The 19619-nt window shown below is 71.1% G+C and carries 17 protein-coding genes and 3 tRNA genes; 14 read left to right on the top strand and 6 right to left on the bottom strand.

Annotation, left to right across the window (positions count from 1 at the left end; genetic code table 11):
• Position 1 precedes the first annotated feature (1 nt).
• Positions 2 to 1417 (top strand): glutamate--tRNA ligase, encoded by a 1416-nt coding sequence (gene gltX, locus ACFO60_RS22985; protein ID WP_380843357.1) that lies wholly within the window; start codon positions 2 to 4, stop codon positions 1415 to 1417.
• A gap of 208 nt (positions 1418 to 1625) precedes the next feature.
• Here gltX and ACFO60_RS22980 read toward each other — a convergent pair whose 3' ends face one another.
• Positions 1626 to 3620: a M3 family metallopeptidase gene (locus ACFO60_RS22980; protein ID WP_380843291.1), complete on the bottom strand. Its 1995-nt coding sequence runs from the start codon at positions 3618 to 3620 to the stop codon at positions 1626 to 1628.
• A gap of 217 nt (positions 3621 to 3837) precedes the next feature.
• Here ACFO60_RS22980 and ACFO60_RS22975 point away from each other — a divergent pair.
• The 3 genes from ACFO60_RS22975 (at position 3838) to ACFO60_RS22965 (ending at position 4475) form a co-directional block, all read left to right on the top strand.
• Positions 3838 to 3909 (top strand) — tRNA-Gln (locus ACFO60_RS22975).
• A 383-nt stretch (positions 3910 to 4292) separates the two neighbouring features.
• Positions 4293 to 4368 (top strand) — tRNA-Glu (locus ACFO60_RS22970).
• A gap of 34 nt (positions 4369 to 4402) precedes the next feature.
• Positions 4403 to 4475, top strand: a tRNA-Glu gene (locus ACFO60_RS22965).
• A gap of 189 nt (positions 4476 to 4664) precedes the next feature.
• Here the strand turns inward: ACFO60_RS22965 and ACFO60_RS22960 are convergent.
• On the bottom strand, positions 4665 to 6305 hold the full coding sequence (locus tag ACFO60_RS22960) for a hypothetical protein (protein ID WP_380843289.1): 1641 nt from the start codon (positions 6303 to 6305) through the stop codon (positions 4665 to 4667).
• 198 nt (positions 6306 to 6503) lie between these two features.
• Complete coding sequence (locus ACFO60_RS22955) at positions 6504 to 7220, bottom strand: IclR family transcriptional regulator (RefSeq protein ID WP_380843287.1); 717 nt, start codon at positions 7218 to 7220, stop codon at positions 6504 to 6506.
• Between the two features lie 139 nt (positions 7221 to 7359).
• Here ACFO60_RS22955 and leuC point away from each other — a divergent pair, with 139 nt between their 5' ends.
• From leuC to ACFO60_RS22935, 4 genes are all read left to right on the top strand, one after another.
• Positions 7360 to 8736: a 3-isopropylmalate dehydratase large subunit gene (gene leuC / locus ACFO60_RS22950; protein WP_380843285.1), complete on the top strand. Its 1377-nt coding sequence runs from the start codon at positions 7360 to 7362 to the stop codon at positions 8734 to 8736.
• A gap of 14 nt (positions 8737 to 8750) precedes the next feature.
• The gene (gene leuD / locus ACFO60_RS22945) at positions 8751 to 9338 is read left to right on the top strand and encodes a 3-isopropylmalate dehydratase small subunit (protein WP_380843283.1); all 588 of its coding nucleotides are present in this window, start codon (positions 8751 to 8753) and stop codon (positions 9336 to 9338) included.
• Positions 9317 to 9577 carry an SCO5555 family protein gene (locus ACFO60_RS22940; RefSeq protein WP_380843281.1) on the top strand — a complete coding sequence of 87 codons (261 nt, stop codon included), beginning with the start codon at positions 9317 to 9319 and terminating at the stop codon, positions 9575 to 9577. The genes leuD and ACFO60_RS22940 overlap by 22 nt, the downstream gene beginning before the upstream one ends.
• Before the next feature lie 165 nt (positions 9578 to 9742).
• Positions 9743 to 10042 carry an HU family DNA-binding protein gene (locus ACFO60_RS22935; protein WP_354847449.1) on the top strand — a complete coding sequence of 100 codons (300 nt, stop codon included), beginning with the start codon at positions 9743 to 9745 and terminating at the stop codon, positions 10040 to 10042.
• 137 nt (positions 10043 to 10179) lie between these two features.
• Here ACFO60_RS22935 and ACFO60_RS22930 read toward each other — a convergent pair whose 3' ends face one another.
• A complete protein-coding gene (locus ACFO60_RS22930) occupies positions 10180 to 10392 on the bottom strand; it encodes a hypothetical protein (RefSeq protein WP_380843279.1) in 213 nt (70 codons plus the stop codon).
• Between the two features lie 66 nt (positions 10393 to 10458).
• Here ACFO60_RS22930 and ACFO60_RS22925 point away from each other — a divergent pair, with 66 nt between their 5' ends.
• Positions 10459 to 11718, top strand: a complete 1260-nt coding sequence (locus ACFO60_RS22925) for an MFS transporter (RefSeq protein WP_380843277.1) — start codon at positions 10459 to 10461, stop codon at positions 11716 to 11718.
• Here the strand turns inward: ACFO60_RS22925 and ACFO60_RS22920 are convergent.
• Positions 11705 to 12565, bottom strand: a complete 861-nt coding sequence (locus ACFO60_RS22920) for a TetR/AcrR family transcriptional regulator (protein ID WP_380843275.1) — start codon at positions 12563 to 12565, stop codon at positions 11705 to 11707. The two genes, ACFO60_RS22925 and ACFO60_RS22920, sit on opposite strands and share 14 nt — an antisense overlap.
• A 242-nt stretch (positions 12566 to 12807) precedes the next feature.
• Here ACFO60_RS22920 and ACFO60_RS22915 point away from each other — a divergent pair, with 242 nt between their 5' ends.
• The gene (locus ACFO60_RS22915; RefSeq protein ID WP_380843273.1) at positions 12808 to 14502 is read left to right on the top strand and encodes an MFS transporter; all 1695 of its coding nucleotides are present in this window, start codon (positions 12808 to 12810) and stop codon (positions 14500 to 14502) included.
• A 47-nt stretch (positions 14503 to 14549) separates the two neighbouring features.
• Here the strand turns inward: ACFO60_RS22915 and cofC are convergent, their stop codons facing one another.
• Positions 14550 to 15218 (bottom strand): 2-phospho-L-lactate guanylyltransferase, encoded by a 669-nt coding sequence (gene cofC / locus ACFO60_RS22910; protein ID WP_380843271.1) that lies wholly within the window; start codon positions 15216 to 15218, stop codon positions 14550 to 14552.
• Positions 15219 to 15359: 141 nt separating this feature from the next.
• On the opposite strand from cofC, the gene ACFO60_RS22905 reads away from it, so the two are divergent.
• From ACFO60_RS22905 to ACFO60_RS22890, 4 genes are all read left to right on the top strand, one after another.
• Complete coding sequence (locus ACFO60_RS22905) at positions 15360 to 16016, top strand: lysophospholipid acyltransferase family protein (protein WP_380843269.1); 657 nt, start codon at positions 15360 to 15362, stop codon at positions 16014 to 16016.
• A 120-nt stretch (positions 16017 to 16136) separates the two neighbouring features.
• The gene (locus ACFO60_RS22900) at positions 16137 to 17144 is read left to right on the top strand and encodes an NAD(P)H-dependent glycerol-3-phosphate dehydrogenase (RefSeq protein WP_380843267.1); all 1008 of its coding nucleotides are present in this window, start codon (positions 16137 to 16139) and stop codon (positions 17142 to 17144) included.
• Positions 17145 to 17158: 14 nt separating this feature from the next.
• Complete coding sequence (locus tag ACFO60_RS22895; RefSeq protein WP_380843265.1) at positions 17159 to 18394, top strand: trans-sulfuration enzyme family protein; 1236 nt, start codon at positions 17159 to 17161, stop codon at positions 18392 to 18394.
• Between the two features lie 103 nt (positions 18395 to 18497).
• A complete protein-coding gene (locus ACFO60_RS22890; RefSeq protein ID WP_380843263.1) occupies positions 18498 to 19613 on the top strand; it encodes a D-alanine--D-alanine ligase family protein in 1116 nt (371 codons plus the stop codon).
• Positions 19614 to 19619 lie beyond the last annotated feature (6 nt).

Genomic DNA, 19619 nt, shown 5'->3' with positions numbered 1-19619 from the left:
TCTGCAGGAGGGCTCGACGGAGCCCACGCTTCGGGTGCGGTTCGCGCCGTCGCCGACCGGCATGTTCCACGTGGGCGGCGCCCGCTCGGCGCTGTTCAACTGGGCGCTCGCCGAGCAGTCCGGCGGCCGGTTCGTGCTGCGCATCGAGGACACCGACGCCGCCCGCAACCGGCCCGAGTGGACCGAGGGCATCATCTCGGCCCTCGCCTGGATCGGCATCCACGGCGACTCGCCCCACTTCGAGGGCCCCTACTTCCAGTCGGCGTACGAGGAGCAGCACCGCGCCGCCGTCGCCAAGCTGGTCGCCGACGGCAAGGGCTACCACTGCACCTGCACCCGCGACGACGTCAAGGCCCGCACCGGCTCCGAGCACCAGGGGTACGACGGGTTCTGCCGCGACCGAGGGCTCGCCGAGGGCGCGGTGCGCTTCCGCACGCCCGACGAGGGCGTCACCGTGGTGGACGACCTGGTGCGAGGTCGGGTGGAGTTCCCCAACCAGGCCATGGAGGACTTCGTCATCGCCCGCAGTGACGGGTCCCCGCTGTTCGTCCTGGCCAACGTGATCGACGACATCGAGATGCGCATCACGCACGTGGCCCGTGCCGAGGAGCACCTGTCCAACACCCCCAAGCAGCAGTTGCTGTGGCAGGCGCTGGGCGTCGCGCCGCCGGTGTGGGCGCACGTGCCGGTCATCGTCAACGAGAAGCGGCAGAAGCTCTCCAAGCGCCGCGACAAGGTGGCCCTCGAGTCCTACCGCGACGAGGGATACCTCCCCGAGGCGATGGTCAACTACCTCATGCTGCTCGGCTGGGGGCCGGGCGGCGACCGCGAGATCATGCCGTGGTCCGAGATGATGCCGCTGTTCAAGCTGGCCGACGTCAACCCCTCTCCGGCGTTCTTCGACGAGAAGAAGCTGCGGGCGTTCAACGGCGAGTACATCCGGGCGCTGCCGCTGGAGGTCTTCATCGGGCGCTGCGAGCCCTGGCTCGACCCCGCCTGGGGACGTGAGACCTTCGCCAAGGTCGCGCCGCTGGCGCAGACCCGCATCGCCGTGCTCTCGGAGATCACGGCCAACGTCGACTTCCTCTTCCTGGACGAGCCCGTCTTCGACCAGGCGAGCTGGGACAAGGCGATGAAGCCGGGGGCCGAGAACATCCTGGCCGGTTACCTCCAGCGGCTCGAGTCGGTGTCCTTCGACCCCGAGTCGCTGAAGACCGCGCTGGAGGAGGTCGGCCTCGAGCACGGTCTCAAGCTCGGCAAGGCCCAGGCCCCCGTCCGGGTCGCGATCACCGGCCGCACGGTGGGGCTGCCGCTGTTCGAGTCCATCGAGGTCCTCGGCCGCGAGCGCGCCATCGACCGCCTGCGCGCCGCTCTGGCCAAGCTCCGCGAAGGAGCCGGCTCTCCGGCCTCCGCATAGTCACCCGCCCCCGTGGAGGCTCCAGAGGCCGTTTGACGGCCTCCTGGACTTCCCCCCGACGACCGGCAAGGCGCCTCCTGACCTTTGGGAGGCGCCTTTCAGCGTCTAGGAGGTGCACCCCTCCCAGCGCCTGAGAGGCGCCTCCTGGTGTCCGGAGGGGGGCCTCCTGGATCACCACCGGCGTTCCGGTGGTGATCCGGCCCTTGTGTCAGAGCAGGCCGCGGCGCTCCAGGAGGGGCTCGATGCGGGGGTCGCGGCCGCGGAAGGCGCGGAAGGCGGTCATGGCGTCCACGCTGCCGCCCTTGGACAGCAGCTCGCGGCGGAAGGTGTCGCCGTTCTCGCGCGTGAGGCCGCCGTTCTCCTTGAACCACTCGACCGTGTCGGCGTCCAGGACCTCGCTCCAGATGTAGGAGTAGTAGCCCGCGCTGTAACCGCCGGCCCAGATGTGGGCGAAGTACGTGCTGCGGTAGCGCGGCGGCACGAGCGGCAGATCGACGCCGGCGTTGCGCAGCGCCTGCCGCTCGAACTCCTGGGCGTCGCCGGGGTCTCCGGTCTGGGTGTGCCACGCCCAGTCGAGCAGGGTGGCCGCGAGGTACTCGACGGTGGCGTACCCCTGGTTGAACTTACGGGCCTCCAGCATGCGGTCGACGAGATCTTGGGGCATGGGCTCGCCGGTCTCGTGATGGCGGGCATAGTTGGCCAGGATCTCGGGCCAGGTGGCCCACATCTCGTTGACCTGCGACGGGTACTCGACGAAGTCGCGCGGCACGGCCGTGCCGGAGAACCTCGGGAACCGCACGGCCGAGAAGAGCCCGTGCAGGGCGTGCCCGAACTCGTGGAACATCGTGTTGACCTGCTCCCAGGTCATCAGGGTCGGCTCGCCGGGCGGAGGCTTGACGATGTTGAGGTTGTTGACCACCACCGGCTGGGTGCCCTCGAGCGCCGACTGCTTGACCAGGCTGTTCATCCATGCGCCGCCGCGCTTGGACGCCCTGGCGTAGAAGTCGCCGAGGAACAGCCCGAGTGGCGAGCCGTCCTCGTCGGTGACCTCGAAGACCCGCGCGTCGGGGTGGTGGCCCACCAGGTCGGAGCGCTCGGCGAACCGCAGGCCGTAGAGCTCGCCCGCCGCGTGGAAGACGCCGTCGCGAAGGACGCGGTCGAGCTCGAAGTAGGGGCGCATCTGGCGGCTGTCGATCGCGTAGCGCGCTTTGCGGACCTTCTCGGCGTAGAACGACCAGTCCCAGGCGGCGATGTCGAAGCCGGCCTCCTCGCGCAGTTCCTCGGCCTCCCGGTGGGCGTTGGCCACGGCCGCGGGGGTGAGCTTGGCGAGCATCTCGGTGACGGCCCGCGCGTCGGGCGCGGTCTGATCGGCGACGACGTACTGGGCGTGGTTCTCGTAGCCGAGGAGCGCCGCCCGTTCGGCCCGGAGCGTGGCCATGCGGACCACCAGTTCGGAGTTCTCGGCGAGACCCCGCTCGGTGGAGGCGCGGTGGATGCGCTCGCGCAGCGCGCGGCTCGTCAGCTCCTCCAGCGCGGCCTGGCCGGTGGGCAGCACCAGGGTGAGGACGTACTTGCCTTCGAGCCCGCGCGACTTCGCGGTCTCGGCCGCGGCCTTGACGGCGTCCTCGGACAGGCCGTCCAGCTCGGCGGCGTCCTCGACCACGATCGCCGAGGCGTTCGTCGCGGCGAGGAGGTTCTGCTCGAACCGGGTGGACAGCGTCGAGAGCTCCTCGTTCAGGGCCTTCAGCCGCTCTTGGTCGTGCGGTTCGAGCTCGGCGCCCGCCCGGACGAAGTCGGTGACGTAGCGTTCGAGCAGCCAGCGCTCTTCGGCGTCGAGGGCGTCGGTGGGGACGGCCTGGATGCGGGCGAACAGCCGCCGGTCGAGGTGGATGGCGTCGCTGTGCTTGGTGAGCTTGGGCGTGACGTCCTTCTGGATCTCCTGGACGGTGGGGTTGGTGTCGGAGGACGCCTGGTTGAAGAACACGGTGGAGACCCGGGTCAGGAGCGCGCCGGACCGTTCGAGGGCGGCCACGGTGTTGTCGAAGGTCGGAGACTCGTCATTGGCCGCGATGGCCTCGACCTCGGCCAGATGCTCGGCCATGCCGCGTTCGAAGGCGGGCGCGTAGTGCTCCTCGCGGATCTGCGCGAACGGCGGCAGGCCGTAGGGCAGGGCACTAGGGACGAAGAAGGGGTTCTCGGTCAACGCGCGGGCTCCTCACGTGGCGACGGCTCTCCTTGCAGCGTTACACAGCGGAGCCGTCCTCGGCACATCAAGCGGCGATCCTGTGGACAACGGGCCGGATCAGGGGACGACCAGGGGGAATCCCGGGGTTGGGCAATCGTTTTGGTCTTGGCCCCCAAGCTGGGCTATTCTTTCGGAAGTCGCGAGCGGCCCGGCGACGAGCAGGGGCCGTGAGCATTGGGGTATGGGGTAATTGGCAGCCCGGCTGATTCTGGTTCAGCTAGTCTAGGTTCGAGTCCTGGTACCCCAGCAGGGTTTCCTGCTGAGCGCCTATGTCCTTCACGGGGCATAGGCGTTTTCGCTTCTCCGGCCCGAGGCCTTCGCGCCTCCGGCCCTGGTGACTTCCGTCGGCCCGGCGACTCCGCCGCCACGAGAACACGTGTGGGGCGCCGCTTCCGCCGCCCTCCCCTCATCTCCCTCGCGCCGCCCTCCCGTAGCCCGCTCCCGCCGCCCTTCTCGTGGCTCTTCCCGGCCGTCCCTTCCCGTCGGCCCGGCGCCGGTCGAGGCGGTGGGCTCCGGGATGGGCGGGTGAGGGCCCGGGAGAACGGTTTGGTCGTGCTCTGCGGGGTGCGGTAGAGTTACGGCCGTTGCCGGGGCGTCCGCAAGGGCGCCTCCGTCGATTCAGGTCTGCAGGGTCCCGTCGTCTAGTGGCCTAGGACGCCGCCCTCTCAAGGCGGTAACGCCGGTTCGAATCCGGTCGGGACTACCACCTGCAGAGACATGACCTAAGGTCGTGTCGGCTCGGCTCCGTCGTCTAGTGGCCTAGGACGCCGCCCTCTCAAGGCGGTAGCGCCGGTTCGAATCCGGTCGGGGCTACACATCGATAACCCCCGGAAAGCATCGCTTTCCGGGGGTTTCGCATTTCACGGCGACCTCGGCTCCCGTCCCGCGGGCGGCGTCCACTTGTGTCCAGAAGGCGTCCGCTCGCGTCCGGAGGGCGTCCGGTCGTGTCCTGGCCCGCCGTCGCGCGGTGGGCGTGACGGCGGGCGGGGAACGGTGGCGCGGTTACTCGGCGGTGGCCGAGGCCTTGGAGCGGGCCTTGAACAGGGCGCGCTTGGCGGCCTTGGCGACCTGCTTGTCGGGGTGGGCCTCGCTGATGGCCTCCAGCAGCTCCTCGACGTGCGGGTGCGGGACCTTCCAGATCACCTCGAGCAGGCTGCCCAGCACGGGCGCGGGGCCGATGTCGTGCAGGCTGCTGACGAACTCGGGCCGGCCGAGGCCCGCCGAGATCGTCCACATGTCGAGGATGAGCCAGTGGGTGTCGCCCTGGCTCGGCTCCGGCGCGTCCTCGATGCCGAGCTGGGCCAGGTGCGTCGCGGCGTACGGGCGGAGCGACGGCTCGTTCAGCGCCTCGCGCCAGGCGGGCACGGCGACCGGCCCGAGCGAGCCGACCAGGCTCGCCGCCTGCACCCGGATCAGCGCGTCCGCCTCGTCCTCGGCGGCGGCCTCCAGCAGCTCCTCGGCGGCCGTGGCGGGCTCGCGCAGCCGCATCCAGGCCGCGAACTCCGCGTCGGCCTCCTCCTCGGGCAGATCGGCGCTGAGGGACAGCAGGTCGAGCGCGGTCATCGCGTCGATCGCCGGACGCGCGTCCACCTCGATGTCGTCGTCGTCCAGCAGGTGGACGATGCCTTCTGTGCCGAGTGGCGTGAGCCGCACGCGGTCGTCGCCGACGGTGACCATGCCGTAGCCGGACAGCCATTCGAGGACGGAGACCAGCGGGTCGCCGGCCTCCTCCCACGCGGCGGCGCCGAGGTCGTCGAACTCGGCGGCGGCCTCGGCGAGTTCCTCGCGCAGCTCGCCGATCGGACGCTCGCCCTCGGCGACCAGCAGCCGGACCAGCAGCGCGCGGGTCAGGCCGGAAAGGGCCAGCGTCAGATCGTCGTCATCGAGCTCGGGATCGCCGTAGTCCACCGAGTGCAGCCCGAGCATCCAGGCGTCGAGGACGTCGTCGTCGTTGTCGAACGGCCAGGCGGCGGTGTCCTCGTCGACGCTGACGGTGTCCTCGCCGTCGGGGGTGAGGAACTCGAGGTCGACGGCGAGGTTCCACAGATTCCACAGGGCGGGGACCGCGTGGGCCAGCGGCTTCTCGTCCGGCTCCGGCAGGCCGAGGACGCCGAGGGCCTGGCGGATCTCGTCGTCGTTCAGCAGGCTGTCTTCGCCGACCTCGCGGCCCCTGCCCACCCAGACGGCCAGGTCGCGGGCCTTGTGGATCAGCGGCACCTCGCGCGCCGCGGCGGCGAGCTCGGTGTCGGGGCGCAGGCGGATGGTGGGCAGATCGGCCAGTTCGTCGGAGAAGGGCTCGAAATCGCCGAGGCCCTCGACCTCCTCCTCGTCGAGCTCGTCGTCATCCTCGTCCCAGTCGCGCTCGCCGAGGACCTCCTCCATCGCCTCGATGAAGTCCTCCTCGACGGCGTCCAGCTCGTCCAGCAGATCGCCGAGATCGTCGGACCCCTCCGCCAGGCGGCCGGTGTCGGAGAGGAAGGTCAGGTAGGAGCGCACGGCCGGGACCGTGCCGTCGGCGGCCGCGTCGGGATCTTCGACGACCTGGGGCAGGCGTTCGACCAGCACCATGCGCAGGTCTTCACGCTTCCACAGGTGGACGTCGTCGCGAGCGATCAGGCGGTGCCAGAGAGCGGCGGGTCCCACCAGGTCGGGATCACTGTCCGGTGCGTTGTTTGGTGCCCAGAGAATGAACTCTTGAAGGAGGGGACGCAGCTCCGTCGCGGCTGCCTCGATGCGATCTGTCACTCCGCCAGGCTAGTGCTTGGCGGCGGCCGTCTCTAATCAGTTCGCACGGGTCGGGGACGACGCCGTGAACCGGGGCCGCCCGGGCGGCGCCGCCGGTCAGTTGGAGCGGCGCATCGCCTCGGTTATGCGCTCGGCGGCCGCCATCACCGGCGCGGCGTGCATGCGGCCCGGCGTGCGGGTGAGGCGCTCGATCGGCCCCGAGACCGACACGGCGGCGATGACCTTGCCGCCCGCGCCGCGGATGGGCGCCGAGACGCTGGCGACACCCTGCTCGCGCTCGCCGACGCTGTGGGCCCAGCTGCGCCTGCGCACGCTCGCCAGCGTGGCGGCGGTGAACTTGGCGCCGCGCAGGCCGCGGTGCAGCCGGTCGGGCTCTTCCCAGGCCAGCAGCACCTGCGCGGCCGAGCCGGCGGTCATGGGAAGGGAGGTGCCGACGGGGACCGTGTCGCGCAGGCCGCTCGCCCGCTCGGCGGCGGCGACGCACACGCGCTCGTCCCCCTGCCTGCGGTAAAGCTGGGCGCTCTCGCCCGTCAGGTCGCGCAAATGGGTGAGGACCGGGGAGGCGACGGCGAGCAGGCGGTCTTCGCCCGCCGCGGTGGACAACTCAGAAAGGCGGGGGCCCAGGATGAACCGGCCCTGCGTGTCGCGGGAGACGATGCGGTGATGCTCCAGTGCGACGGCCAGGCGGTGCGCGGTGGGACGCGCCAGGCCGGTGGCCTGGACCAGCTGTGCCAGTGACGCGGGGCCCGCTTCGAGGGCGTTGAGCACGAGGACGGCCTTGTCGAGTACGCCGACTCCGCTAGAGTTGTCCATACCCCGATACTGCCGTCTCGCTATCCGAGATGCAACTGGCATATGGGAGAGGGGCGGGTAGTCTGTCCATATCCCGAAATGTCCGTCTTGTCATATGAGACGTTCGCCCGGGGGACCGAGACGCAAGGAGGCGTTCAGGATGGGTCGCACACTGGCCGAGAAAGTATGGGAGCAGCACGTCGTCCGCCGTGCCGACGGCGAGCCCGACCTGCTCTACATCGATCTTCACCTCATCCACGAGGTGACCAGCCCGCAGGCGTTCGACGGCCTGCGCATGGCGGGGCGCAAGGTGCGCCGACCCGATCTCACCATCGCCACCGAGGACCACAACGTCCCCACCGTTCTCGGTCCGATCGCCGACCCGGTGTCCAAGGCCCAGGTCGAGACCCTCCGCAAGAACGCCGCGGAGTTCGGCGTCCGCCTGCACCCGATGGGCGACGCCGGCCAGGGCGTGGTGCACATCATCGGTCCCCAGTTCGGCCTCACCCAGCCGGGCATGACCATCGTCTGCGGTGACTCCCACACCTCGACCCACGGCGCGTTCGGGGGGCTGGCCTTCGGCATCGGCACCTCGGAGGTCGAGCACGTGCTGGCCACCCAGACCCTCCCGGCCTACCGGCCGAAGACGATGGCCATCGAGGTCACCGGCGCGCTGCCGTACGGCGTCACCGCCAAAGACCTGATCCTCGCCATCATCGCCAAGATCGGCACCGGCGGCGGCCAGGGCCACATCATCGAGTACCGCGGCCAGGCCGTGCGCGACCTGTCGATGGAAGGACGGATGACCGTCTGCAACATGTCCATCGAGGCGGGCGCCCGCGCGGGCATGATCGCGCCGGACGAGACGACGTTCGCCTACCTCGAAGGCCGCCCGCACGCGCCCACCGGACAGGCGTGGGACGCCGCGGTCGAATACTGGCGCTCGCTCAGGACCGACGACGACGCCGTCTTCGACACGGTGGTCGAGATCGACGCCTCGACGCTGTCGCCGTTCGTCACCTGGGGCACCAATCCCGGGCAGGGCGCGCCGCTGACCAGTGCGATCCCCGCCCCTGAGGACACCTCCGACCCCGCGGCCGCGCAGCGCGCGCTCGATTACATGGGCCTCACCGCCGGCACCCCGCTGAGCGACATCGAGGTGGACACGGTCTTCGTCGGCTCGTGCACCAACGGCCGCCTGGAGGACCTGCGCGCCGCCGCCGACGTGCTGCGCGGGCGCAAGGTCAAGGCGCGCACGCTCATCGTGCCGGGCTCGATGCAGGTCAGGGCCGACGCCGAGGCCGAAGGGCTGCACGAGGTGTTCCAGGCCGCGGGCGCCGAGTGGCGCCAGGCCGGGTGCTCGATGTGCCTGGGCATGAACCCCGACACCCTCTCGCCGGGCGAACGCAGCGCCTCGACCTCCAACCGCAACTTCGAGGGGCGCCAGGGCAAGGGCGGGCGCACCCACCTGGTGTCGCCGGCCGTCGCCGCCGCCAGCGCCGTCACCGGCCGTCTCACCGCGCCCGCCGACCTGTAAGGAGATCGCCGACCATGGAAGCCTTCACCACGCACACCGGCCGGGCCGTGCCGCTGCGCCGCAGCAACGTCGACACCGACCAGATCATCCCGGCGGTCTGGCTCAAGCAGGTCAGCCGCACGGGGTTCGAGAAGGGGCTCTTCGCCGCCTGGCGCGAGGACCCCGGCTTCGTCCTGAACGAGCCCGCCTACGCGGGCGCCACGATCCTGGTCTCCGGGCCCGACTTCGGCACCGGGTCCTCGCGTGAGCACGCCGTCTGGGCGCTCCAGCAGTACGGCTTCCGCGCCGTCATCGCCGCCCGCTTCGGCGACATCTTCCGCAACAACTCCACCAAGATGGGCCTGCTGCCCGTCGTCCTGCCCGCCGCCACCGTGGAGGCGCTGCAGGCGGCCGTCGAGGCCGACCCCGCCATCGAGGTGACCGTCGACCTGGTCGGACGCGAGGTGCGCTGGGGCGGCGAGTCGGCCGGTTTCGAGATCGACGACTACACCCGCTGGCGCCTGCTGGAAGGGCTGGACGACATCGGGCTGACCCTGAGGCACGCCGACGATGTGGCGGCGTACGAGAATGGTCGGCAGCCATGGCTGCCGACGACCGTCTGACCGACACCGCGGGCTCCGAAGACGAGCTGGCGCGGCGGTTGCGCGACGTTTACCGCCGCGTGGCCGCCGCACGCATGTCCCCTGAGGAGAAGGAACGGGCCTCCCGCCGCTTTGTCGCCATTTGTGACATTGCGAAGCGTGATGTCGATCACGCCCGTGCCCGCTTGGACGCCTTTCTCGCCGACCTTGAAGCGGAATCCGACACGCCGGGTAGGGGCAACATAGCGGAATGTGATTGAGTCCTGGCCGCGTGTCCTTTAATTTCAAGCGGGTAAGGGGTTTCTGACCGTTGACTGGTGGGTGCGTGCCGAAACCCCGCACCTGGCACACCGGGTGAGACGGGGCCGCGCACTGCCGGCCGCGATGTTCATCCTCAGACAGCGGTAACAGGGGGAGCAAGCTAGATGAACAAGCGAGAACTCGTCGACGCGATCACTGATCGGGTCGGCGACAGGAAGACGGCCACCGAGGCCGTGAACGCCATAATCGAGGCCATCCAGCACGCTGTCTCGAACGGGGACAAGGTCTCTATCACGGGCTTCGGCGCGTTCGAGATGGCGCACAAGCCGGCCCGCCAGGCAAGGAACCCTTCGACCGGTGAGCCCATCAAGGTCTCCGAGAGCTGGGCGCCCAAGTTCCGTCCCGGCGCCGACTTCAAGGACCAGGTGAACGCCGCGGGGAAGAAGCTCGCCAAGAAAAAGTGAACACCTGACCGGCGATACCGGCGCCCGGAACCCTCACAGGGGTTCCGGGCGCCGCCGTCCGGACCCGGCCCCGTCCGCTTCGCTCCCGCGCTTGGGCAGTGGGCGCGCAGGAGGGCGGTACGGGCGTGGTGAGGGCGCTATGCGCCGATCTCGGGGAGGGGGAAGGTCGACAGGGTGATCGCGGTGATGAGACCGTCGGTAAGGGCGATGTTCACGCGCTGGCCGGAGCGCAGAAGCCGCAACGGGCCCGCGTCGAAGGCCGCGGCGCCGAAAGGGATCTCTGTGCCGTCGTCGAGGAAGACCGACCCCGACCGGGTGTCCGGGTCGAAGATGCGCACCGTGGCCTGCACGCCGGCCAGTGTACCCCGCCGATAATCGTTTGACCGGTCCTGGGCGAGCGGCCAGGGTGGCTGTCCGTGGCCACGACCGACACGCCCGAAACGTCCGAAACGCCCGACCGCCCCCGTGATCTCTGGCGCGGCAGGTCGTACGTCCTGTTCGTGGGCGCCGACGCGATCAGCCAGGTCGGGGCGCAGGTGAGCCTCGTCGCCCTGCCGCTGGTCGCGGTGCTGAGCCTGCACGCGGGGCCGTTGCAGGTCGGCCTGCTGACGGCCGCCGAGATGGCGGCCTTCCTGCTGATCGGGCTGCCGGCCGGGGTGTGGGTCGACCGGTTCCCGCGCAGGCGCATGCTCGTCGCGGCCGACCTGGTCCGCGCGGTGGCGCTCGCGAGCATCCCCGTGGCGGCCGTGACCGGCGCCCTGTCGCTGCCCCAGTTGTACGCGGTGGCCTTCGTCACCGGGGTCGGCACGGTGTTCTTCGACGTCGCCCACATGAGCTTCCTGCCGTCGATCGTCGACCGGCGCCACCTCGCCCGGGGCAACGGGACGATCGAGACCATCCGCTCGACGGCGTCGCTGGCCGGCCCCGGCCTGGGCGGGTGGCTCGTCCAGGTCGTCACCGCGCCGCTGGCGCTGCTCGTGGACGCCGTCAGCTACGCGCTGTCGGCGGCGATGCTCGGCGCGGTCCCCGCCGCCGGGACGCCGCCGCGCCCGGACTCCGGCAGGCCGAGCCTGATCACCGAGGTCGCCGAGGGGGTGCGCTACGTCGCGGGCCACCGGGTGCTGCGGGTCATCGCGCTCGTCGGCGCGCTCAACATGCTGGGGTACGGGGCCTGGGTGTCGGGTCAGGCGCTGTTCGTGCTGCACGAACTGCGGCTCGGGCCTGGCCTGTACGGCGCGGTGATCTCCGCCGCGGCCGTGGGCGGCCTGCTGGGCGCCGTGGCCGCCCCGCGCGCGGTCGCCCGCTGGGGGACGGGCCGAACGCTGTACGGCGCGGCGGCGGCCGCCCTGCCCGCCACCCTCGTCGCGTGCCTGGCCGCCCCGGGCTGGCGCGTCGTGCTCTTCCCGCTCGGCCTGGCCGTCGCCGGGCTCGCGGGGACGGTGTTCAGCGTCACGCAGCTGAGCTACCGGCAGGCGATGTGCCCGCCGCGCCTGCTCGGCCGGATGAACGCCTCCATGCGGTTCCTGATGTGGAGCGCCATGCCGTTCGGCGGCGTCCTCGGCGGGCTGGTGGGGGAGTGGCGCGGGGTCGGCGACACCCTGTGGGTGGCGGCGGGCGTCATCGCCCTCGCGCATGTTCCCGTGCTGCTCGCCTTCCGGTGGATCACCCGCCTGTGACGCCGCCGGCGTCCTCGGCCGGCCGGTCGGCCTCATGGGGCCCCGCGTCCCCGTCGCTCGCGCGACCGGCGTTCTCGTGGCCGCCGCCGGCGTCACCGCTCTGGACGGCGGGATGTCCCGGCTCGATGTAGCTCGCCAGGCCGCGGATGATGATCTCCACCCCTAGCTCGAACCGCGCGTCGTAGGTGCCGCCGAACATCATGTCCGCCAGGGCGAGCAGGTTCGGGAAGCGCTCGGGCGGCAGCGCGTCGAAGTACCCCTTGATGCCGGCCTGCATCTCCTGCCAGGTGTGTGCCTCGGCGGTGCGGTGGCGCTCCTCCCACATGCTCTGCTCGAAGGTGAACCCCTCGATGAAGGTGGAGATGATGTCGCCCGCCGTGGCCGCCACCTGGTCGGGCAGCCCGCCCGAGCGGAAGATCGCCAGCATGCGCTCGACGTGCGGCAGCAGGTCGGGCGTGAAGGGCACGTGCGCCATGGAGATGCGGGCCATGTCGCGATGGGCGAGCAGCCGCGCCCGGCCGTCGTTGGCGAACTCCCTGACCTGCTCCTGCCAGCGCTCGGGGTCGGGGTCGGGAATCTCCTGACCGTCGAAGAGCCGGCTGTACATGCGCTCGAGCAGTTCGTCCTTGCCCTCCACGTGGGCGTAGAGCGCCGAGACCGCGACCCCGAGCTCGGCCGCCACCTGGCGCATGCTCAGGCCCTCGTACCCCTCGCGGTCGAGGACGACGTAGGCGGCGTCGACGATGCGCTCGAGGGTGAGCGGAACCCGCACGGGGGCGACGCGCCTGCGCGACCGCCCCCACGGGGGCGGGGGCACTTCCGCGTCGTCACGCCGTGGCTCGCTCATGCGTCACCGCCTGTTCCTGATGGCTTCTGAGGGAGTCTAGTTGGCCGCCGAAGGCGCTCACCGAACGTGAACAGCGCTCTTTTTCGCGATATATCTTGTCTCGTGGCTAGATGCGACATATCTTGAGAACGCTGAACTTGCTTGCGAACACCGTTCAATCATAGAACGGCGATCGTCTATGGTGAACACTGTTCAGATCGAGGTGCCGCCCTGCGTGCGTCCCCCCTCCCGAAGGAGCTCCAATGACATCCACAGACACGACCGCGCAGGCGGCGCCACCCGGTACCGCGCCCTACCGCTGGCGGTGGGCCGCCCTGTTCATCATCCTCGCCGCCGAGGTGATGGACCTGCTCGACGCCGTGGTCACCAACATCGCCTCGCCGACCATCCGCGCCGAGCTCGGCGGCAGCGCGGCCGTCATCCAATGGCTCGGAGCCGCCTACACCCTGTCCATGGCCGTGGGCCTGATCACCGGCGGCCGGCTGGGCGACATCTTCGGCCGCAGGCGGATGTTCCTCATCGGCGCCATGGGCTTCACCGTCGGCTCGCTGCTGTGCGCCCTGGCACAGGGCCCCGAACTGCTGATCGCGGCGCGCGTCGTCCAGGGATTGTTCGGCGCGGTCATGCTGCCCCAGGGCCTCGGCATGATCAAGGAGATGTTCCCGCCCAAGGAGATGCAGGCCGCGTTCGGCATGTTCGGGCCGGTCATGGGCCTGTCGTCGGTGTGCGGTCCCATCCTGGCCGGCTGGCTGATCGAGGCCGACTTCTGGGGCACCGGCTGGCGCATGATCTTCCTGATCAACCTGCCGCTGGGCCTGGCCGCCGTGCTGGCCGGGATGCGCTTCCTGCCCGAGTCGCGCTCGCCCCACCCGCTCAAGCTCGACTTCGCGGGCGTGGCGCTCGCCTCGCTGGCCGGCGTCCTGATCATCTTCCCGATGGTCCAGGGCCGCGAGCACGACTGGCCGCTCTGGTCGTTCCTGATGATCGCCGCGTCCGTCGTGGTGTTCGCGATCTTCGGATGGTACGAGGCCCGCAAGGCCAGGGCCGGCGGCGACCCGCTCGTCGTGCCGAGCCTGTTCCGCAAGCGCGCCTTCACCGGCGGCCTGCTCACCGGCCTGGTCTTCTTCTCCGGCATGATCGGCTTCTCGCTGGTGTTCAACCTCTACACCCAGATGGGCCTCGGCTACTCCACGCTCAAGGCCGGCCTGGCGATGGTGCCCTGGTCACTCGGCATGGTCGTCGGCTTCGGCCTCGCCCAGCCCCTGCAGAAGTACGGACGCAAACTGCTGCACGGCGGCACCGTGCTCATGGCCCTCGGCGTGCTGGCGATCCTCATCACGCTGAACCTCGCCGGCATCGGCGTCACCCCCTGGCAGCTCACCCCCGCGCTGGCGGTGACCGGCATCGGCATGGGCCTGCTCATGGCGCCGTTCTTCGACATCGTCCTCGCCGGCGTCGAGCAGCACGAGACCGGCTCGGCCTCGGGCACGCTCACGGCCGTCCAGCAGCTCGGCAGCGCGTTCGGCGTGGCGCTCCTCGGCACGGTCTTCTTCGGAGTGCTCGGCGGCAACGTCAGCGCCGCCGCGGACGACGCCGCCCCCAAGCTGCGCGCCGAACTGGCCGCCGTCCAGGTGACGGGCGCACCGCAGGACCGCATCGTCGAAGGGCTCCGCGCCTGCGGGCACGACCGCGCGGTCGCCAAGGACCCGGCCGAGGTGCCGGCCTCCTGCCGGCGCCTGCAGGCCGACGCCGCCTCGGCGGCCTCCGGCCCCGAGGCGGGCGCCGCCGTCGCCAAGGCCGTGGCCTCGGCGGGCGCCGAGGCGGGCAAGGAGGGCTTCGGCGTCGCGATGAAGACGATCCTGCTGGTCGTGGACGGCATGCTGCTGCTCACGTTCCTGGTCGCCTTCCTCCTGCCCGAACACGCCCGCGAGGACTGAGTTAGCTTTGCCTCGCTTCGCTCGGCGGGAGGTCGTGAGGGAGTCCTTCAGGGGGAGGGCTCCTTCATGGTGTTCACGACGGCTCTCGTGTGGGGGCCGACGCCGAGTGCGAGGGCCTGGGCGAGGTCCGCGGGGGTGTCGACGTCCAGGCGCACCGTGGGGATGCCGTCGGGCGCCAGCTCCTTGGCGCCCGCGGCCAGGTGCCTGGCCCGAGACTCCCCGCCGAACCTCGGCCGGAACGCGACGCCGGGCCGCACCCCGTAGAAGGTGGTCCCGACCTCCGCGGCGTCCGGGACGAACGCCTGGTCGAAGTCGGCCGCCGCGGCGAGCGCCACATCGAGCTCCGCGGGCCGCAGGGCCGGCAGGTCTGCCTGGAGGGCGCCGACCGGCGCCCCGGGCGCCAGCCTCAGGGCCTCCTCCCCGCCGGACCGCAGTGCCGCGTTCAGCCCCGCCTGGGGATCGGGCACGACATGCGCGCCGAGCGCGGCCAGCGCCCGCGCGGGGACCGGATCGCCGGTGACCACCACGACCCGGGCGACCCGCGGGCAGGCCAGCGCCGCCGCCACCGTGTCGGAGGCGATCGCCACGGCCAGCGCGCCCCGGTGCGGACCGGCCGCCGCGGCCAGGCGCGTCTTGGCCGCGATGAGGGTCTTCACCGGCACCACGATGGTCCAGCCGGGCAGCGGGCCGATCTCGCCGGAATGCGTACGGGGCATGGCTTAAGCATCCCGCCTCGACATTCCCTGGAGGCAACCGGGAGACTGAGGGGCGCACATGCATGACTGGAGGAGTCGATGAGCCGCCCGGGACGTCCGCCCATCTTCTGGGAAGCCTTCGTTGTCGCGATAGTGAAGACGGTGCTGCTTCTCTTCACCAAGCGTGACTGGCGGGGCCGCGCCAACGTGCCCCGCACGGGCGGCATGATCATCGCGGCCAACCATCTGTCGTGGAGCGACCCGCTGCTGTTCGCCCACTTCGCCTACAACAGCGGCCGCTGGCCGGTGTACCTGGCCAAGTCCGGGGTGTTCGACATCCCCGTCGTCGGCACCATCGTCAGGAAGTGCCGGCAGATCCCGGTGTTCCGCGGGAGCACCGACGCGGCGCGCTCGCTCAAGGAGGCCGAGCAGGCCCTCGTCGAGGGCTCATGCGTGATCTTCTACCCCGAGGGCACGATCACCCGCGATCCCGACTTCTGGCCGATGGCCGCCAAGACCGGCGTCGCCCGGCTGGCGCTCGCCACCGGCGTCCCGGTCATCCCGGTCGCCCACTGGGGCGCCCAGGAACTCCTCCCGTACGGCCAGAAGAAGCCGCGGCTGTTCCCCCGCAAGACCTTCCGGGTCATCGCCGGGCCGCCCGTCGACCTGTCCAAGTACGCGGGTCAGCCGATGCGGTCGCAGGTGCTCAAGGACGCCACGGCCGACATCATGACCGCCATCACCGCCCAGCTCGCCGAGCTGCGGGGCGAGAAGGCGCCGGACACGCCCTTCGACGAGGCTGAGAGCCGCGCCGGGTGATCGGCGGCGCCGGGGGCGGCACGGCGCCGCCCGCCGGTGATCCGGTGTCATGACATTGAGCGATCCAGCGGCGACGGCCGGAGACGGCGAGGGGCCGCGGAGTGGGCGTACGGTGAGCAGATGACCAAGGCCGTCGTTTTCGGAACCGGTTCGTGGGGCACGACCTTCGCGATGATCCTCGCAGAGGCGGGCACTCCGACGACCCTGTGGGGACGGCGCGCCGAGGTGGTGGAGGCCATCGACCGCAGGCGTGAGAATCCCGAGTACCTGCCGGGCGTGCGGCTTCCCTCGTCGGTGCGCGCGACCACCGACCCGGCCGAGGCGATGGAGGGCGCCGACTTCGTCGTGCTCGCGGTGCCCTCCCAGACGCTGCGCGGCAACCTCGCCGCGTGGAGCCCGCACATCCCCTCGCAGGCGGTGCTCGTCAGCCTGATGAAGGGCATCGAGCGGCGCACCTCCAAACGCATGAGCGAGGTCATCTGCGAGGTCGCCGGCGTCCCGGCCGAGCGGGTCGCGGTCGTGTCAGGGCCCAATCTGGTGGGCGAGCTGATCCGGCGCGAGCCGGCCGCGACGGTGGTCGCGAGCCTCGACGACGAGGTGGCCGCGCGGCTCCAGGAGGCCTGCCACCTGCCGTGGTTCCGGGCCTACACCAACACCGACGTGGTGGGCGTCGAGCTCGGCGGCGCGGTGAAGAACGTCATCGCCCTGGCCGTGGGCGTGGCCGCGGGCATGGGGCTCGGCGACAACATCCGGGCGACGCTCATGACCCGGGGCCTGGCCGAGATCGCCCGGCTGGGCGCGGCGCTCGGCGCCGACCCGCACACCTTCGCCGGCCTGGCCGGAATGGGAGACCTCGTCGCGACCTGCACTTCCCCGCTGTCCAGGAACCGCACCTTCGGCGAGAACCTCGGCCGCGGCATGACCATGGAGGAGACCATCGCCGCCACCAGGCAGACCGCCGAGGGGGTCAAGTCCTGCGAGTCGGTGCTCGACCTTGCGAGGAAGCATGACGTGGAGATGCCGATCACGGAGGTCGTGGTGGGCGTCGTCCACGACGGAATGACCCCCAGCGAGGCCGCGATGCTGCTGATGTCGCGGACTCCCAAGCCTGAACGGTACGGCATGTGACTTCTTCCCGACGTATGCGAAGGAGGCTCGGCGAGAACAGCCGGGCCGTCCACCTTCCCCCGGTCCCGGTCTCCCGTCAGCTCCCCATAGGACTGCCCGTGTGGCGCACCGCCGCGTGGAGCTTCGACAGCTCCGCCGAGTACGCCGACGTGCTCGGCGACCGGGCGCCGGGGTTCGCCTACAGCCGCATCGACAACCCCACCGTGGCGGCGTTCGCCTCGGGCATCGCCGCGCTGGAGGGCGCGGCCGCTCCCGAGGACGTCGCCGGCCAGGCGTTCGCCTCGGGCATGGCGGCGGTGAGCGCGGTGTTCATGACGTTCCTGCGGGCGGGCGCCCACGTCGTCGCCCCCGCCCCCGTCTACGGCGGCACCTACTCGCTGCTGTCGAACGTGCTGTCGCGGTTCGGCGTCTCGGTCGACTTCGTCGACTACTCGGACCTGCGCCGCGTCCACGCCGCCGTGCGTCCCACCACGAAGATCGTCTATGCCGAGACGCTGAGCAACCCGACCATGGCGGTCGCCGACATCCGGGGGCTCTACCGCATCGCCCGGGACGCCGGCGCGCTGCTGGTCGTCGACTCGACGTTCGCCACCCCCGTGGTGTGCCGTCCCCTGGAGCACGGCGCCGACCTGGTCGTCCATTCCGCCACCAAGTACATCGGCGGGCACGACGACTGCACGGGCGGGGCGGTGGTCGGCCGTCCCGACCTCATCGCGCAGATCCGCGAGGTGCGCGTCGACACCGGCGCGGCCCTCGCGCCCGACGAGGCGTTCCTGCTGCGCAGAGGTCTTTCGACGCTGCCGTTGCGGGTGCGCCGCATGTGCGCGACGGCGATGGTGTTCGCCGCCGCCGTGGCCAAGCATCCGGCGGTGCGCCGCGTCGACTACCCGGGCCTGGCGGGCCATCCGGGCCACCAGCTCGCCCGCCAGCTCTTCGACGCCGGTCCCGAGGGCACCAGGTACGGCGCGTGCGTCACCGTCATCCCCAACGGCGGCTATGAGGCAGGGGTCATGCTGGCCGACACCGTACGGCTGCCGCGCATCGCCGCCTCGATCGGCGGCACCCACACCAAGGTCGCCCACGTGGCCTCCACGACCCCTCACCGGCTCGACGAGCCGGCCCTGACGGGCGCCGGCGTCGACGCGGGGTCGGTGCGCTTCTCCATCGGCCTGGAGGACGCCGAGGACCTCATCGCGGACGTCACCGACGCGCTCGACGCGCTGCGCTCGAACACCGCCACCCGCGCCTGACAGGCCCCTTGACATGGCGGGCCGTCCGCGATCAACATCGTGATCGTCGCGCCGCGCACCTGACAAGCAGGGACGACAGGGACGCAAGGTAGATTCGGGCATCATGAACGAGCAGCAGGAATCCCGGCCTCGCGTACGGGTGGCGGTGGTCTTCGGAGGCCGCAACTCCGAGCACGCGGTGTCGCTGATGGGCGCGGGCAGCGTCCTGGCGGCCATCGACCGGTCCAAATACGACGTCGTGCCCATCGGCATCGCGCCGGACGGGCGGTGGGTGCTGACCCCGGACGACCAGAAGTACGAGATCGAGGGAGAAGAGCTGCCCAGCGTGGACGCGACCGGCGCGGCGCTCGCGCTGCCGTCCGGCGGCGGCCCGCTCGTGGCGCTGGACGCCGGGACGATCCCCGCCTCTCTCGGGCAGGTGGACGTCGTCTTCCCCATGCTGCACGGCCCGTTCGGCGAGGACGGCACCATCCAGGGCCTGCTGGAGATGGCCGGCGTGCGCTATGTCGGCTCCGGGGTGCTCGCCAGCGCCGTGGGCATGGACAAGGCGTACATGAAGGCGCTGCTGGCCGCCGCCGGCCTGCCCGTCGGGCCGTACGTCGTCGTGCGCGACCGCGACTGGCGCCTCGACCGCGAGCGGGTGCTCAAGGATGTCGAGGCGCTGGGCCTGCCCGTCTTCGTCAAGCCTTCCCGGGCCGGTTCCAGCCAGGGCATCTCGCGGGTGGACGACTTCGACGGGCTCGAGCGGGCCGTCGAGCTCGCCCGCGAGCACGACCCCAAGGTCCTGGTCGAGGCGGCCATCGAGGGACGCGAGATCGAGTGCGCCGTGCTTGAGTGGCCGGGCGACGAGCCGCCCCGCGCGAGCCTGCCCGGTGAGGTGCTGGTCGACGAGTCGCACGAGTTCTTCGACTTCGCCGCCAAGTACATCGGCTCCGACATGGCGCTCAACGTGCCGGCCGACATCCCCGAGGCGGTCGCCGAGGAGCTGCGGGCGATGGCGGTGCGGGCCTTCGAGTCGCTGGGCTGCGAAGGGTTGTCCCGCGTGGACTTCTTCTACACGCCCTCGGGCGGCCTGATCCTCAACGAGATCAACACGATGCCCGGGTTCACTGCCATGTCGGTGGCGCCGCAGCTGTGGGCGGCCTCGGGCCTCTCGTACGCCGACCTGGTGGACCACCTGGTCCAGCTGGCGCTGCACCGCCCGGTCGGCCTGCGGTGACCGGCG

Source organism: Sphaerisporangium dianthi, from assembly GCF_042654065.1.
Taxonomy (GTDB): domain Bacteria; phylum Actinomycetota; class Actinomycetes; order Streptosporangiales; family Streptosporangiaceae; genus Sphaerisporangium; species Sphaerisporangium dianthi.
The sequence above is the reverse complement of the archived record's forward strand: the minus strand, read 5'-3'. Positions and strand labels throughout refer to the sequence as shown.